Source organism: Paenibacillus silviterrae, assembly GCF_030167925.1.
Taxonomy (GTDB): domain Bacteria; phylum Bacillota; class Bacilli; order Paenibacillales; family NBRC-103111; genus Paenibacillus_G; species Paenibacillus_G silviterrae.
In genome coordinates, this window is the sequence record NZ_JASKUT010000002.1 from 2,199,147 (window position 1) to 2,215,689 (window position 16,543).

General features: G+C 53.0%; 12 protein-coding genes. 11 read left to right on the forward strand and 1 reads right to left on the reverse strand.

Annotated features, from left to right (window positions below):
- Positions 1-162: 162 nt before the first annotated feature.
- The 10 genes from QMO62_RS32475 (at position 163) to coaW (ending at position 14,064) form a co-directional block, all read left to right on the forward strand.
- Positions 163-2,004 (forward strand): sensor histidine kinase, encoded by a 1,842-nt coding sequence (locus tag QMO62_RS32475; RefSeq protein ID WP_284646643.1) that lies wholly within the window; start codon positions 163-165, stop codon positions 2,002-2,004.
- The gene (locus QMO62_RS32480) at positions 1,976-3,448 is read left to right on the forward strand and encodes a response regulator transcription factor (protein WP_284646644.1); all 1,473 of its coding nucleotides are present in this window, start codon (positions 1,976-1,978) and stop codon (positions 3,446-3,448) included. Before QMO62_RS32475 ends, QMO62_RS32480 begins: the two co-directional genes overlap by 29 nt.
- A gap of 269 nt (positions 3,449-3,717) precedes the next feature.
- The gene (locus tag QMO62_RS32485) at positions 3,718-4,578 is read left to right on the forward strand and encodes an ABC transporter permease (protein WP_284646756.1); all 861 of its coding nucleotides are present in this window, start codon (positions 3,718-3,720) and stop codon (positions 4,576-4,578) included.
- A complete protein-coding gene (locus QMO62_RS32490) occupies positions 4,572-5,432 on the forward strand; it encodes a carbohydrate ABC transporter permease (protein ID WP_284646645.1) in 861 nt (286 codons plus the stop codon). The genes QMO62_RS32485 and QMO62_RS32490 overlap by 7 nt, the downstream gene beginning before the upstream one ends.
- 33 nt (positions 5,433-5,465) lie before the next feature.
- A complete protein-coding gene (locus tag QMO62_RS32495; protein WP_284646646.1) occupies positions 5,466-6,995 on the forward strand; it encodes an extracellular solute-binding protein in 1,530 nt (509 codons plus the stop codon).
- Between the two features lie 11 nt (positions 6,996-7,006).
- Positions 7,007-8,953 (forward strand): FAD-dependent oxidoreductase, encoded by a 1,947-nt coding sequence (locus tag QMO62_RS32500; protein WP_284646647.1) that lies wholly within the window; start codon positions 7,007-7,009, stop codon positions 8,951-8,953.
- Positions 8,954-8,971: 18 nt separating this feature from the next.
- Positions 8,972-10,216 carry an FAD-dependent oxidoreductase gene (locus QMO62_RS32505; protein WP_284646648.1) on the forward strand — a complete coding sequence of 415 codons (1,245 nt, stop codon included), beginning with the start codon at positions 8,972-8,974 and terminating at the stop codon, positions 10,214-10,216.
- Positions 10,217-10,389: 173 nt separating this feature from the next.
- Positions 10,390-10,962: an undecaprenyl-diphosphatase gene (locus tag QMO62_RS32510; RefSeq protein WP_284646649.1), complete on the forward strand. Its 573-nt coding sequence runs from the start codon at positions 10,390-10,392 to the stop codon at positions 10,960-10,962.
- A gap of 423 nt (positions 10,963-11,385) precedes the next feature.
- Positions 11,386-13,089: a proline--tRNA ligase gene (locus QMO62_RS32515; RefSeq protein WP_284646650.1), complete on the forward strand. Its 1,704-nt coding sequence runs from the start codon at positions 11,386-11,388 to the stop codon at positions 13,087-13,089.
- Between the two features lie 174 nt (positions 13,090-13,263).
- Positions 13,264-14,064, forward strand: a complete 801-nt coding sequence (gene coaW / locus QMO62_RS32520) for a type II pantothenate kinase (RefSeq protein WP_284646651.1) — start codon at positions 13,264-13,266, stop codon at positions 14,062-14,064.
- Here coaW and QMO62_RS32525 read toward each other — a convergent pair.
- Positions 14,057-14,503, reverse strand: a complete 447-nt coding sequence (locus QMO62_RS32525) for a GNAT family N-acetyltransferase (protein ID WP_284646652.1) — start codon at positions 14,501-14,503, stop codon at positions 14,057-14,059. The two genes, coaW and QMO62_RS32525, sit on opposite strands and share 8 nt — an antisense overlap.
- A 237-nt stretch (positions 14,504-14,740) precedes the next feature.
- Between QMO62_RS32525 and QMO62_RS32530 the strand changes: the two genes are divergently transcribed.
- Positions 14,741-16,543 (forward strand): YcdB/YcdC domain-containing protein (locus tag QMO62_RS32530; RefSeq protein ID WP_284646653.1); only part of this gene is annotated, 1,803 nt, incomplete at its 3' end.

Sequence of the window (16,543 nt, forward strand, 5' to 3'; positions counted from 1 at the left end):
GTTAATATCCAAGCAACACCTTCACTCTATTGCCGATAGGGCAAAGAAACAATGGACTTTATTATGCTGGTATGTGTTTTTTTCCGTTTTTGCGTGTGGGAGGACTACAAATATTGTATAATGTGGCATACATAACGTTAGTAAATCGAGGGGTGAAGTCCGTTGACCCGAATCCTGCGTCTCCTTCAGCCATCCACATTGAAAAATCGGCTGTTTCTAGCCTTTCTTCTTCTCATTATTCTACCATTCTTCGTTATGCAGCTTCGCAACCATTACCAAGTGAAGAACCTCTATGAGCAGCGGATCAGCGAGCAGAGCCATTACCAGCTGGATCAGGTGAAGCAGTCGTTCGAGGTCGTGAAGAGCGGGATGCTGATGACGGCGCTTCGGCTCGAGAAGGACCGTGACGTCTTATCCGCCTTAGCGGCCGACAAGCTAGGAACGGCGATCGATGCATCCGTTGTGAAGCCGGATGCGGCTGGCAAGCTGCATCCAATTGTAAGCGCATTCCAAAGTGTAAAGAATCAGCAGCTGCCCGACGGGGATTTCCTGCATTATACGTTAAGCGATCTGCAGAGCCGCTTGTATGCATCCTTCGAATCGACGAGGACGGGGAAGTTCACCTACACCGGCTTTATGGAACTGCCGGCTGTGCAGAAGCTTCTTCAGGGACAAGAGCCCTACGTCTGGACGACGGAAGATACGGATGCGGGCCTCACTTCCGGAGCTCAGCCGTCTAAGGCGGTAAATCTGTATTTGACACTGAAGGATACCGCCGGACAGCCGATCGGGCTGCTCCGAATCAGCTTTGATTATCAGCAATGGCTGTTGAAAAATATGAAAAGCTTCCTAATCCAGCAGCATTATTATGTGCTCGACGGGTCAGGCAGCGTTCTCGTAACAAGCCCCGGCAGTGTGATGCCCGACGGGCTGCCTAAGATAGCAGAGAAGCTGCGGTATAGCGGACCGCTGAGCTATGAGGTGGACGAAGCCACTTCCTCCATTATCAGCAGCACGTATTTGCCCTCCATGGGCTGGTTTTTAGCCGCGCAGTTTCCGCTTGAGGTATTCTTCGGCGATATTCGGGCGATGAACCGGCAATTTTTGATTACGTTCATCCTGTTCACATTGCTGTTCATCGTGATTACCTTCTTCATTCTGTCGGCCATCACCCGGCCGTTGATGCTGCTTAAGAAGAAGATGTCGGAGATTATTGAAAAGAACTTCCTGACGTATATATCTACGGACTCCTATAAGGGAGAAATACTGGACATTGCCAACACCTTTAACAACATGGTTAAGGATCTTCTTCAATTAATCGATCGGCTTAAGATGGAGGAGCGGCAGAAGGAGGTAATCCGGTTTCAAATGCTGCTGCAGCAAATGAACCCCCATTTTCTGCTCAATACGCTCAATACGATCAAGTGGAACGCCCTGTCGAAGGGAGATCAAGCCAGTGCCGAGATCTGCATGTCCCTGGGCAAGCTGCTTGAATCGAGTCTTAATTCGGAGGCGGATTTGATCCACCTGTACGAGGAGCTGGAGCTGGTTCGTGCCTATGCCAGCATCCAGAATTACCGCTATGATCATCGTTTCGAGGTTCAGTATGACTTTGAGCCAAGACTGGGCTATGCCCTCGTGCCGAAGCTGTCGCTGCAGCCCTTGGTGGAGAATGCGATTCAGCACGGCTTTGCCAAAATGAAATCGGGGGGCACCATCATCATCCGAATCTATACGAACGGAACGAGTGTATTAATGTTGGAAGTCGAAGATAACGGCAGGGGATTGCAGGCGGTAGAAGCGGCCATCCCAAGAAGACGCAAGCCGATCGGCATGAAAAATTTGCGGGAGCGGCTGCATTTGCTGTTTAAGGCAGGAGCGGGGCTGGAGCTTGAGGGTCTCCCCATTGGAGCGAGGGCTCGAATGCACCTGCCGCTGCTGCTGTCTCCGCCATATGAACAAGGAGGGGCTGCCGATGTGGAAAGCACTGCTCGTAGAGGATGAGCCGTTCGTCAGACGAACTATCATACAGCTGCTCGATTGGGAAGCCATGGGCTACGAGATTGTAGGAGAAGCCGATGACGGCGAGACGGCGCTTGAGCAGATCGAGGCCCATCGGCCGGACTTGGTCATTACGGATATTATGATGCCGAATATGGACGGCCTCGAGCTGCTTCGCCGGGCCAAGAGCTCCGGTTTCGAGGGGGCATTCGTCATGCTGACCTGCATGAACGAATTTGAATATGCAAGGCAGGCATTGGAGTACGGTGCGAACGGCTATCTGCTGAAGCTGTCCATGAGCCCCGATTCGCTCAAGCAGGTGCTCGACAAGGTCAAGGCGGAGCTCGTACGCAAGGAGCTTGAAAAATCAAGACTTGATTATCACAAGGGGTACGAGGAGGCGTGGAGCGCGTACGCGGCCGGTGTACCGGAAACTGCCGAGCAACGGGGTGCGCGGCCCTGGGTGAATAGCCGGCTTCCCTATGTCGGCATAGGCGCGATTCTTCATGGTTCGCAAGCTAAGGATATCCTTTCGTTGATCCAAAGCTGGATTGGTTCAGCGGCTGATTCGAACGACGTCATACATTCGTTCACTTCCCATGGTGTGACGAGCATCTTCTGCTGGTCTGCGAGTCTGCGTAATCTAACGGAACGGGGAGCGGCAGGCTCCGCGGTATTCACCGGGCTCGTGCCGGTGGATCGTTTTCCAGCCGTATGGTATGACATCCTGCAGCAGCTGACCCCCCTTTGGTATGGGGAGAAGGATCTTCCTCGTACCCGACACCAGAACAAAGAGAATCCTGCGGGTGGTCTAAGCTGGAAGAAGGAGAAGGAGCTGTATCGGCTTGTGGAAGAATCCAAAGCGGATGCCGCCCTTACGCTTCTCAACGACGCGTTCGCCTTAATGGAGCAGGAGCAGACCGACTGGCTTACAGTGAAGGAAACAGCCGCCCGTATCGAGAGATGGCTTAACCGGCAGCTGCCCGAAGCATCGGAGGCGAGGCGCTACAAGGCAATCGATACCGCATCACACTATGAACTGTTAACCCTAATGACGGAAAAGGTCAACCGTGTGATCGAAAGGCAAATCCAAAGCAGCGGCGTGATAACCGACCATCCCGAGGTGAATGCGGCGATAGCCTACATTCATAGGAATTACGGGCAGCAGATCACTTTGAAAACCTTGGCGAAGCAGATCAATATCGATGAGAAATACTTGAGCGGCCTGTTTGTAAAGAAAACCGGTGAACCCCTCATTCAATACCTGCAGCGTGTCAGGGTGGAGAAGGCTAAACGGCTTCTGATGGAAACGAACCTGACGGTCCAAGAGATCGGAGAGCAGGTGGGCTTTGTCAATGCGAATTATTTCTTTAAAATTTTTAAACGCTGGTCCGAGGTGACTCCGAACGATTTTCGGAGGCTTCGCGCACGCGGCACCATGGAATAAAACACATGCCCAGCCCGGTCGGCTGTCCTCGGCGGACGGCTCCCGGGCTTTTCTAAGTAGAGAAGAAAATGGATTTTGTTCACTGAGATACAGGATTATGTTCCTTTGATGTAAGCGGTTGCGGCAGTAAAGTAGAGGTATACCGCAAACAAAGGAGGTGGCTTACCTTGGATCACCCGACAACACGCGCCGTACCGGCTGTTTCCACTCCCTCCGTGAGGCTCAGAGGCTACTTCAGATTGTTATGGCGCTTCAAAGCCTTATATTTCATGCTGCTGCCGGGGGTCGTCTACTATATCGTATACCGATATATCCCCATGTATGGCGTTGTGATTGCATTTAAGGATTACGACATCCTGGAAGGCATTCTGAACAGTCCTTGGGCGGACCCTTGGTACAAGCACTTTAAACAGTTTTATGATTCCCCTTATTTCGGAAGTCTGCTCACGAATACGATACTCATCAGTGTATATAAGCTGATCTTCGGGATGCTGCCGCCGATCGCGCTGGCGCTGCTGCTGAACGAGTGCCGGGTCTATTGGTTCAAGTCGCTGGTGCAGACACTGAGCTACATGCCCCATTTTCTCTCGTGGGTCATCATTTATGGGATTGCGCTTGTGCTTTTCTCTGAGAGCTCGGGAATTATTAATTACTGGGTGGTAAACAACGGGGGGCGAGCCATCCCGTTCCTTACCTCCACGGAATGGTTCCGTGGACTGCTGGTCGGCTCCGAGATCTGGCAAAATCTAGGCTGGGGAGCCATCATTTATCTTGCGGCGATGACAGGGATTGACCCTACACTGTATGAAGCGGCACGCGTTGACGGCGCCTCCCGGCTGAGGATGATCTGGCACGTCACATTGCCCGGCATCCGGCATGTTATCGTCATGCTGCTCATTCTGAAGCTGGGCCACGTCATGGATGCAGGCTTCGAGCAAATCTACATTTTTTACAATATTCATGTGTACCCTGTTGCCGATATTCTCGACACCTGGGTGTTCCGGACGGGACTCGAGCAGCTGAACTTCAGCCTCGCTTCGGCCGTCGGCTTATTCAAATCCGCGATCGGGCTGGTGCTGGTGCTGGGCTCGAACTGGCTTGCGAAGAAATGGGGGCAGGGCATATGGTAAGAGGCATCGAGGACCGGCTGTTTAACACGGTGATTTACGTCATTCTCGGGCTGGTAGGTTTGGCCGCCGTCGTCCCTATTCTTTACGTGGTGTCCGTCTCGTTAACCCCGTACGCCGAGGTGCTGAAGAACGGCGGCTATGTGCTGATCCCGAAGGAAATCACCTTTCAGGCGTATCACAAAATCTTATCGTCGTCGAGCATTTGGAGCTCGTTCAAAGTGACGATATTCGTCACGGTCGTGGGAACGGCGGTCAATCTTCTGCTCACGATGCTGCTCGCCTACCCGATCAGCCGGAAGGGGCTCCCGCACCGCAGTATCTTTCTCTTCATGGTCGTCTTCACGCTGCTGTTCAGCGGGGGCATCATCCCGACCTACCTCGTGGTCAAAAGCACCGGGCTTCTCGACACGGTATGGGCGTTGATTTTGCCTAATGCCATTTGGAGCTTCAATGTGCTGATCATGAAAAGCTTCTTCGAGAATCTGCCGGAGGAGCTGTTCGAGTCCGCCCGGATGGACGGCGCCGGAGAATTCCGTATTCTGTGGCAGCTTGTCGTGCCGCTCTCTCTGCCGTCGATTATGACCATAGGGCTGTTCTATGCAGTGGGGCATTGGAATCAATTTTTTCAAGCGATCATGTACATTACGGATCGAACGCTATTCCCGCTGCAGGTCATTGTCCGGGAGATGCTCATGCTCTCCCAGCAGACGATGGAAAGCGCCGAGAACATGGTACCCACCGTCACCATGCAGATGGCTGCGGTTATAGTGGCCAGCATCCCCATCATAGTGGTTTATCCGTTCCTGCAAAAGCATTTCACTAAAGGCATGCTGCTCGGCTCGATTAAGGGGTAAATTCAAATGACTATAAGGAAAGAAGGGGTATGTATGCAAAAGAAGGTATGGCCTATGCTGCTAAGCAGCGTCATGTTAGCCACAGGTGCACTGGCAGGGTGCTCGTCCGGTGACGGTAAGCCGGCAGCGGGCGGGCAGGACGCTGCGAAGTCCGGCGAAAGCAAGCAACCGATGAAGATCAGCATCACCGTGGAGGGCTCGGGACTGCCGACGCCGGAAGAGGATTGGATCAAGAAGGAGCTGGATAAGCGCCTGAATATCGATGTTTCTCTAACAGCGATTCAAGGATCGAACGATTATCTGAATCAAATGAAGGTCCGCTCCGCCGCCGGCAATATGCCCGACTTAATGATGGTGGACCTGGTGACGTTGAATGATTTTGCCCAGAAGGGACTGCTGCTGGATCTGACGCCTCACTTGGATACGAAGCTGAAGCAGGCCAAGGATTTCATGGGAGCGAGCCTGCTGAAGAAGGGCATGGTGAACGGCAAATACTTTGCGATTACCCGGATTCCCGACGTTCCGTTCTCCTCCTTCTGGATTCGTCAGGATTGGCTGAATACGCTGGGTTTGAAAGCGCCGACTACCTTGGATGAGCTTTATACGGTAGCCAAGGCGTTCACCGAGAAGGATCCGGACGGCAACGGCAAGAAGGATACGTACGGATTTACGGGAACGGAATTACCCGCCTTCGCGCCGATTTTTGGAGCTTATGGCATGGGTGCTCCGGGAGCGGGACATTTCTATCTAAAGGACGGTAAGCTGTTTAACACCTATTACGATCCCAACATGACGGCGGCGCTGGAATACATTAAGAAGCTGATAGCCGAGGATCTTGTGGATCCTCAGTTCATGACGAACAAAGGAACCATGGCACGTGACCAGGCGTTCCAGGGGAAAGCGGGGATTATTTTCACCGGCTGGACGGAGATCGGCAAGCAGGAGTTCATTCAGCAGTACAAAACCGTCAATGCGAAGGCCGAATGGGTACCGATCGAACCGCCGAAGGGTCCGGGAGGACAATACGACAGCGCCTTCGATGCGGAGAAACCTTCCCGTCTGTTCGTCATCCCGAAGTCGCTGGAGAAAAATCCCGAGAAGCTTCAGAAAATATTCGACCTGCTCAACTACATCTCCGGCAAGGAAGGGAATCAGTTAGTGATGTACGGCATCGAAGGCAGACATTACAACTTGAAGAACGGCAAAATCGAGCTGACCGATGCGATGACGAAGGAAGGGAACTACTTCCATTACTATCAAATGACCGGCCGTCCGAATGAAGAATATTTGACGGCTAAGTTTCCTAAGGAAGAACCTTACATCAAGTTCGCTCTGAAGCTGCCGCGACTCAACAGCATGGACAGTGCCATTATTCCTCCGGCCGGCTACAATGCGGCGGATGCGGACCGTTATGCCAAGGAGGAGCTGGTGAAATTCGTCTATGGCAAGCGTCCGCTCTCGGAGTACCCGGCTTTCTTGAAGACCTTGGAGGATACGTTCAAATACAAGCTGCTGCTGGATGAAGCCCAGAAGCGGGCCAAAGAGCTGGAATTGATCAAATAGGGGGTTAGAACGTGGGTGTGGAGATGAACTTTGATGTAGCGGTATACGGCGCAACCCCCGGAGGCATCGGTGCGGCCCTAGGCGCAGCCAGAAGGGGACTGCGCACCCTCTTGGCCGAACCGACGGGACATTTCGGCGGGCTCATGACGAGCGGACTCGGGCGAACGGACATTATATCCAGAGAAGCCTGCGGCGCTGTCTTTCGGGAGTTCGCCGACGCTGTGCTGGACTACTATGCCGGCACATATGGCTCGGATTCCGAACAGGTAAAGCAGTGTAATCGGGGGCTGTTCTTCGAGCCCTCGGTCGCTATGCGCATCCTGAAGGAGATGGTTGCCCGGGAGGCGCTGATTGAGGTAAGGCTGCAATGTGAGCTCTCTCGGGCGCATGTTGAGCAGGGCTGTTTGCGGCGGATTGATCTCACCGATGCTTCAGGTAATGGGCGGAGCTTTGCCGCAGGCGTCTTCATCGACGCGACCTATGAAGGCGATTTAGCCGCCATGGCCGGGGTGCCGTACCGGCTTGGCCGGGAATCCCGGGACGAGTGGAACGAGGAGTATGCCGGCCGCTTGTATATGAACTTTGACCCCTCGAAGGAGGTGTTTCAGGGCAGCACCGGGGAAGGCGACGACCGGATTCAAGCCTATAACTTTCGGCTGTGCCTGACTCAAAATCCGGAGAACTTCGTGCCGATCAAGCGCCCGTCCTCCTACAACCGTGAGGATTACGTCAGCTTGCTGCGGGACGTGGCGGAAGGACGGGTGAAGTCGATTCGGGATGTCAGCAACATGCTTCCCGTTCCCAACGGCAAAACTGATTGCAATAACCATCATTACTGCATGTGCTCGACGGATTTGCCGGAGGAGAATACGGCCTACGCGGAAGGCAGCCGGGAGATGAGGGAGTCATTCATCGCGCGGCAGCGGTCGTATATTCAGGGGCTGCTCTGGTTTGTGCAGCACGATGAGGAGCTGCCGGCGGCCTTCCGTGAGGAAGCGCTAACCTGGGGTTATGCGGCGGATGAATTCCAAGACAGCGACCATTTCCCCCCGCAGATTTATGTTCGTGAAGCCCGGAGGATCGTGGGAGAATACACGTTCACGGAGAATGATGCCAGGCTGTCTCCCGGTCTGGAGCGGGCGCCTATTCATCACGACAGCATCGCCATCGGCGATTATCCGATCGATTCCCATGCGACCCGCAAGCGTGAGCCGGAAGGGCAGGACAAGGCACTGGAGGGGTTCCTGGGCTTAGGGTGGCTGACGAAGGTGTATCAGATCCCTTACGGCGTTATCGTGCCTAAGGGTGTCGATGGACTGCTCGTTCCGGTTGCGGTATCCGCTTCCCACATGGGCTTCGGGACGATCCGCATGGAGCCTTGCTGGATGCAGATCGGTTTCGCGGCAGGGATCGCTGCGCAGCTTTCGATAGCGCGTGGGGTGACCGTGCGCGAGCTGTCCGTCGATGTACTTCAAGATGCCCTGCTTGCGGAAAACCAACGGATCACCTACTTCGACGACGTTGACTGGGCGGATCCCGCTAGGAAAGCGGCGGAGTACTTCGGCACCAAGGGCTTCTTCACCTCCTATCATGCATTGTTGTCCGAGCCGGTAACGGTAACGGAAGCCTCGCTGCTGGCCGTACGGATTCGGTCGCTGCCGGGCTGTGGAGCAGTCCCTATGCTGCCCGCCTCCTCCGGGGTGCTACCGGCTGGGGTCGATATGGGGCCAAGGCTGCCGAAGCAGGAGCCGTCGCCGAGTGAAAATTGGTCGGCGCATCCCTACCTGCCGGCCGCCATGGCTGAGCGCTGGCTCCAAGCGGTGGCCGGAGCTTTGCATGTGCCGAGAGCAGCGGCAGCGGCTGAACGCTCCGGTGGAGAGGCATCGGCGGCGATGACGCGTGGAAAGCTGCTGCAAGGGCTATATGAATTGCTGAGTGCCACACGATCCTATACTTAAACTAGGGAGGCTGGTCCCATGACCCGATATACTTTTCAAAGAGAGCTTAGCGTCTACGAAAGTACGGACATTCTTGTGATTGGAGGAGGGCCCGCCGGAGTAGCTGCGGCGATCGCGGCCTCGCGATGCGGGAAGAAGGTCATCCTGCTGGAGCATTCCGGTCAGCTTGGAGGCATGGGCACGCTAGGCAATGTGAGTGTATTCATGGGTGTCGGCAATGTGACCGGCATTTACCGTGAAATGATTGCCGAGACGATGCCGGATAAGCTGCCGAAGACGCATACGGAGTCGATTTGGCCGCAGTATAACCCCTTTGTCATCCGCCATTACTTAAACCAGAAGCTGGAGAAGGAAGGAGTCAGGGTATATTACCATGCCAACTGTGTCGGTGTCATCGGTCAAGAGAACGGCGTTCAGGCCGTTGCGGTGAACACGAGAGAGGGGCTGATTGCCCTCGAAGCCCGAGTGCTGATTGACTGCACCGGCGATGCCAAGGTTGCAATCGATGCGGGGGCTGAGTATCACTCCGGACGCGATTCGGACGGTTTGACGCAGCCGATGACCCTAATGTTCATGATGCAGAATACGGGCAAGCCTGTGAAACCCTATTTGCCGGAGGATGGCTACTACTACGAGAAGGTGTCGGATTTGCCGCAGGGACGCCATCTGTTCTGGGAACGCGGAGACGAGGGAACTCTGCTGGTGAACATGACCCGGGTCAAGGGGAACGGGGCGAAGATCGAGGACATTAACTACGCGGAGAAGGAAGCGCTGCGGCAAGTGTTTTCCGTTGCACATTATTTACAGCGCAACGGCTTCGAGAACTATGCGTTGACCCATATTCCGGGGCAAATCGGTGTGAGAGAGACGAACCAAATCGTCGGTATGTATACGCTGACGGAAGAGGATGTCACCTCCGGGCGTCGATTCGACGATGTGGTTGCCCAGACCAACTACGAGATCGACATCCACAGCCCGGACGGCAAATCCGGCACCGATGAGCGGAAGGTCAGCGGCTATGACATTCCGTATCGCTGCCTGGTGCCGAAAGGAGTGGAGGGCGTCCTCGTAGCGGGCCGTGCGATCTCGGCCACGCATGTAGCCATGTCGTCCATGCGCGTGCAGGCGACCTGCTACGGGCTGGGCCAATCGGCAGGCGTGGCTGCGGCGCTGGCCGTCGAAAGCGGCTGCAGGCTGGCTGAGGTGGATATGGCCCGAGTGCATGAGCGTTTACGTGAGCAGGACGTTACGTTTTTGAAATAAGCAGAGGAACAGGCGCTTGGATCAAAGCGTCTGTTCTTTTATTTATTGCACGTTTGCTCTCTCTGTGACAAATTTGTAAGACGTAGTCCAACATTGTAAGAAGAATCGATGGGAAAATTCATGGCTGCTCTTTTATAATAGCAACATATTCATTGACATAAGGAGAGTAAGCAATGGCATTATCTGAATGGAATATCCAGCTGTTTCGATGGATGAATGACTTAGGGAAGCAATACGAGAAGTTAAATCCTGCTATGATCTTCATTGCCGAGAGATTGGTGTTTTTCTTGGTTATCGGCATGATTGTTCTTTGGTTTTCCAGAGACAAGCTCAACCGGATGATGGTGGTCTGCGGGGTCATGACATTCGCTTTGGCTGAGCTTCTGGGGAAGGCTGCAGGCATGATTCACTCTCATCACCAGCCTTTCGCTGAGCTTCCGGATGTGAATCGATTAATAGAGAAAGCGGTGGATAATTCCTTTCCCAGCGATCATACGATCTTGTTTTTTTCCTTTGCGGCAACCTTTTGGCTGTTTAGAAGGAAGTCCGGTGTGATCTGGCTAGGCATAGCTTTTCTTGTAGGGTTCTCCCGGATTTGGGTGGGGGTTCATTACCCGGTCGATGTACTTGCCGGGGCGGTGATCAGTGTCGTCTCTGCTTTGATTGTATACTACGCTATTCCTAAGGTAGGCTGGGTAAATGGGTTGGTAATGAGCTATGATAAGGGAGAATCCCAATCACGATAAACGATTATAATAGTTATTAGGATTAACAAAATTATTATAAATAATAATGTTGTTATTATTATATATTATTAAAAGACCATTGAGATTTCTTGCTCTCAGGTAAAGTAAGGTCGCCACTTGCCACTTGACACGGTAACCCGAATCCACTATGATCATTAGCAATATATGACAATTGCAATGACCGAGGACATAATGTTTACGGATTCGGCGATACAGAGAGGGATCCCTTGGCTGTGAGGAACCCCGTCGGAATAAACATTCCCGCCTTGAGAGCTGCTGTGGTGAAGCCTAGTAACCGCTGCCGGTTCCGGCCGTTAACCGGATCGAAGGATCGTCGTTCCCGGCGATTGAATTAAGGGTGGTACCACGACACATTCGTCCCTGACGAATGTGTTTTTTTGTTCCCAAAAGGAGGAATGAACCATGAGACAATCAGCATTATTCGGCAATACGTTAAGGGAAATCCCGGCGGAAGCGGAAACCATCAGTCATCAGCTCCTGGTTAAAGCGGGATTTATTCGCCAGCTTGCAGCCGGGGTATACACCTACTTGCCGTTGGGCTGGCGTGTGCTTCGCCAATTGGAGCGCATCCTTCGCGAAGAGCTGGAGCAAGCGGGAGCTCAGGAGCTGTTGATGCCAGCCTTACAGCCGGCCGAGCTGTGGTCGGAATCGGGACGTTATCGTGCCTACGGACCTGAGCTGATGCGTTTAGAGGACCGGCATGACAGGGAGTTTGTCTTGGGACCTACGCATGAAGAGGTGATAACTTCCCTTGTGAAGCAAGAAATCGGTTCTTACCGAAAGCTTCCGCTGATCCTATATCAAATCCAAACCAAATTTCGCGACGAACGCCGTCCCCGGTTTGGACTGATGCGGGGGAGAGAGTTTCTGATGAAGGACGCTTATTCCTTTGATGCAGCATGGGAAGGCTTGGACCGCTCCTATAGGAGCATGTATGAAGCATATCTCCGGATCTTTCGGCGATGCGGATTGAACGTCAAGGTGGTGGAAGCCGATGCGGGCACGATAGGCGGGGAGGGCGAAACACACGAATTTATGGCACTTGCCGACATAGGGGAGGATACGATCGTTTCCTGCACGGCATGTGATTATGCAGCCAACCTGGAAAAGGCGCAATCCGGATTTGTGGATACGCGTCACAAGGAATCGAATGTAGATACCGTCACGTCCATCTATACTCCAGGAACGCGTACGATCGAGCAGCTAACGCAAACGCTTCAGGTGACACCGAAAGAGATTATTAAGACGCTCCTCTACTTAGCGGATGATCAGCCTATTGCGGTGGTTGTTCGTGGCGATCATGAAGTGAATGAGGCCAAGGTAAAAGGCTACTTGCGTGCTGATACCATCATGCTGGCCGACGGACGAACGACGGAAGCGGTGACGGGAGCGCCGGTTGGCTTTGTCGGTCCGGTCGGGTTGAGCATCCCGGTCCTTGTGGATGAAGCGGTTGTGTCTTTGCAGTTGGGGATCTGTGGAGCGAACCAAACCGATTATCACTTGAGCAACGTGGTTCCCGGACGAGATTTTCCATTAGAACGAACCGGTGACTTCCGGAATGCCAAGGAAGGAGATCGCTGCTTGCGCTGTGACGAGGGCGTTCTTCGAACGGATAAGGGGATCGAAGTGGGACATGTGTTTAAGCTGGGTACGAAGTACAGTGATGCATTCGGAGCGCGGTTCCTGGATTCCAATGGCAGAGAGCAAGCCTTGATTATGGGGTGTTATGGCATAGGAGTTTCCCGTCTATTGTCCGCCCTGGTCGAGCAGCATCACGATGAACGAGGCATGGTCTGGCCGCCTGAGCTGGCTCCATTTCAGGTACATCTCATTCCTGTATCTGTCAAGGACGATACGCAGATGAAGACGGCAGCAGCCTTATACGATCAATTAAGGAGTCTCGGAGTTGAAGTGCTTCTTGATGATCGCGACGATCGAGTCGGCGTTAAGTTTTATGATTCCGAGCTCATTGGAATCCCCATCCGTATGGTGATTGGGAGGGATGCCGAGAAAGGTAGGGTTGAGCTGATGATGCGCAGCACGAATGAAAAACAGACTATATCGATTGAGGAAGCACTGTCCAGGGTTTTGAACGTATTGCACTGACCGGCGGATATCCGACACCGTATCCCTCACAAATGCAGAAAAGAGCGGCTGAGTTCAGGCGTCTCTTTTTCTTTTTTTTTTGAAAAAATTGCTTTATTTACGGAGGTATCATGATAAAATAAATAACGTTTGCATAAAACAGGTGAGCATTTTACAAGGTAGAGGCGATTGTTGATGAACATAGGAATCGATGCCGGCGGCACATTGATCAAAATAGCTTACAGGAAGCAGGACCGGATTGAGTTCAAAAGCTTGCCTGTATCCAAGCTGGAGGAAGTCACGGCATGGATCAACCGTTTGGCTGAGGCGAAGCTTTGTATTACGGGCGGAAGAACTGCCCAGGTGAAGGCAGCTCTACATAAAGAGGCATCCGAGATTGTGGAATTCGAAGGGACCGTTCGAGGGGCGAAGTATCTCCTGCAAAGCGAACAAATCGACCCAGGCTCTTTCATATTGACGAATGTGGGAACAGGAACGTCCATCCACCGCGTTCAGGACCAAGGGCATGCGCGAGTGGGAGGAACCGGGGTTGGCGGGGGCACGCTCATGGGGCTTTCGCAGCTGTTAACGGGCATTACGGATTATGAAGCTATTGTTTCCCTCGCCGCTTCGGGCGACAGGGATCGGATCGACCTGAAGGTGCGTCATATTTATGAAGGAACGGAGCCGCCCATCCCCGGGGATCTTACCGCCAGTAATTTCGGCAGGTTGACGGCTAATGTCCATCTGCTGACGAAGGAAGAGCTATTGTCCTCCGTCGTCGGATTGGTGGGAGAAACCGTAGCGACGGCCAGCGTACTGGCAGCCGGGCAGTGCGGATCCTCCTCGGTCGTATACATCGGATCCTCTTTCCTGAATAATGAGCCTTTGAAAGAAGTTGTCCGATATTACACTGACCTACGGGGGGCCCGCCCCATTTTTCTGGACAATGGCCAATATTGCGGTGCCATCGGCTCCCTGCTGAGTATTAACTGATTGAGTAGTTGATCCAATTCCCCTGAAGGCTGCCCATTTGAGCAAAGAATTGCTGGGCCCGTTCATTCTGGGCAGCCGTAATCCACGACATGTAAGCAAAGCCTTGATCCTGCGAGTAGGTTTTGCAGTGCAGAAACAGCGAAGCTTCGATCTCCGTATTTCGGTAAGGCTCCAATACAAAGAAATCGTTCATGATCGTAATTTTGCCGGCCCTCATCGTACTGAAGGTGAAATATATCGTGGCAAACCCGATAAGTTGCGTATCCTGCTCTACAACGAATTGGATCCCGACTTGCTTCTCCAGCAGGGTTTGGATAAGCAGGTGAATCTTCTCATCCGACGGCCAGGGATTCTTATAAAATCCAACGATGTATTCATGCATGAGTTCTGTAATCCGCGGGATGTCGGAAGGCGCGGCATTTCTAATAGTATAGGACAATGGCAGATGCCTCCTTGCAGCTATGATTGTATAAATATACATTAAATATTATATATATTCAACACAAAAAAGCACGCTCCGCCGAATATACCTGCAGTTCAAAAATTTCAGTGACGGACCCCGAACGGTAAGAAGATTAACTTTTTCCATGAAAAGGAAACCTATCTGTTCTATTTGGCGTATTATCTATGGGAGTTTATAGTCAGTCTTGCAACAATAGGTAAGGGAGATGAAGTTGTGAAATATGAACGCATGTGGAGAAGAGCCGGCGTAACCGTCATGGCGGCAGCCCTTGGAACGAGCTTGATACCGGTTGCCGCAGCCGAATCGGTAATTGTGCCGGTTGTGACTTCTATTTCGGGCTCAGCACCTGCACGGATGATGATGTCGGCAGGCGGCTTGACGACCGCCAATCCGGTGGAGTCGCTTGAAGCAAAGTTCACGAAGGAACAGGCGATAGAAAAGACTAGAGCACTGTTCCCGAAGCTGAAGGAAGCGGAGGTACAAAACGTTGAGCTGGGGAGCGGCGGGCAGTATCCTCCTGCGCAGACGGCCGTATGGTCCATCACGTGGCAGATGCAGTATGAAAACGGTAGTCACGGTTTCCAAAGTCAGATGGATGCGACGAACGGGGATTTGCTGCAGATTCATATTGGGGGGCCAAGTCTATCAGAGGATGGCGAGCCGTATTACCCGCCTAAGTTAACCCGGGAGCAAGCCGTAGAGGAAGCCAAGTCTTTTATTGCCAAGGCCTCAGGCTCGATGAATGTTTCTGAACTGAAGCTAAACGAACAAAAGCAGCCACGGCGCACTTCTCTCTTTGGACCTATCGAGTACCAGTTTTCGTTTACTCGCCATGTCAATGGGATTCCCTCCCATTCCGAAAGCGTAGGAATCAGCTTGACCGGCAACGGTCAGGTCACTAGCTTTTACCGTCATGGCGGCTCTGCCGTGTACCCGTCGCCAGTTCCAGCCTACAGTGCAGAGGAAGCACTTCAGCGGTTTAAAGAGCAGTTCCAGCTGCAGCTCGCCTATATTCCCAAAGGCCGATGGGGAATGTCTTCAACAACGGAATACTTCCTGGGATGGCAGCCGGTGAATAAGGAAATCTATACACTGGATGCACTGACAGGAGATTTCCTTCTGATGTCGGGAGAGGCGAAGCCGGCTTCGAGCGTGCAGGGCTTCCAAGCGGTTCCGAAGCAGGGGGTTGTCTACACGGCGGCGTCTGGAGAGCTGACTAAGGAGAAGGCCGAGGAACGCGTTCGTCAGCTGAAGCTGATTCCGGAAAATATGCTTCTTTCTAAGGAAGCCTCCTCTGCGCAGGAGCATTATCCGACAGGCCGTAAGTCATGGCGGCTTCATTGGTCGGAGGATGGCAAGCCGGTCTTCGCGGATAACACATGGTCCGCCGTTGTTGATGCTACTAGCGGTCAAATTATGGAGCTGCGTAAGGAAAATTATTCTTCTTCCTCCGTGATGAATCCGGGAGAGAAAGCAGGAGAACAGCCGAAGACGCCGTCCATTACAGAAGAAGCAGCCAGGAGCAAGGCTTTCGATCTGATCAACCAGCTGTATCCGAATGCCGCTGATGAATTGAAATGGATGAAAGGTTTCGTATACGGGCCATCCTCCAATGACCACGCGTTTCAGTTTACATTTCAGCGCTACGTTCATGATATCATGGTGGTCGGCAATCAAATCCATATGACTTTGAACGGCGACGGTCAATTGGCCAGCTATTACGTGTCGGGTATGTCGGAGCCGAGCTCCGTACCGAAGCTGGAGCCTGTCGTTACGGAGGAGCAAGCCCGGAAGCAATATGAGGAGAAGCTGGAAATGGAGCTTCATTACCAAAGCTTCCACCCCGATATGGCAGCCGGCGTGCAGGCAAAGCCTATTGTGAAGCTCGTGTATAGTCCGAAGCTTCGCGGTCACGAGGATGGGATGGGGACTGTTATCGATGCGGTGACGGGGGAGTTCCGCAGCATGTGGGAGTCTTCTTTATCGGAGGGAGGCTCAGACAGGAAGCCTGCCGAT

What these genes read in the sequence shown, in the direction of transcription:
- coaW (WP_284646651.1), top strand. Translation starts at nt 13,264, where the DNA reads ATGAACATAGGAATCGATGCCGGCGGCACATTGATCAAAATAGCTTAC.
- QMO62_RS32490 (WP_284646645.1), top strand. Translation starts at nt 4,572, where the DNA reads ATGGTAAGAGGCATCGAGGACCGGCTGTTTAACACGGTGATTTACGTC.
- QMO62_RS32485 (WP_284646756.1), top strand. Translation starts at nt 3,718, where the DNA reads ATGCTGCTGCCGGGGGTCGTCTACTATATCGTATACCGATATATCCCC.
- QMO62_RS32510 (WP_284646649.1), top strand. Translation starts at nt 10,390, where the DNA reads ATGGCATTATCTGAATGGAATATCCAGCTGTTTCGATGGATGAATGAC.
- QMO62_RS32505 (WP_284646648.1), top strand. Translation starts at nt 8,972, where the DNA reads ATGACCCGATATACTTTTCAAAGAGAGCTTAGCGTCTACGAAAGTACG.
- QMO62_RS32515 (WP_284646650.1), top strand. Translation starts at nt 11,386, where the DNA reads ATGAGACAATCAGCATTATTCGGCAATACGTTAAGGGAAATCCCGGCG.
- QMO62_RS32495 (WP_284646646.1), top strand. Translation starts at nt 5,466, where the DNA reads ATGCAAAAGAAGGTATGGCCTATGCTGCTAAGCAGCGTCATGTTAGCC.
- QMO62_RS32480 (WP_284646644.1), top strand. Translation starts at nt 1,976, where the DNA reads ATGTGGAAAGCACTGCTCGTAGAGGATGAGCCGTTCGTCAGACGAACT.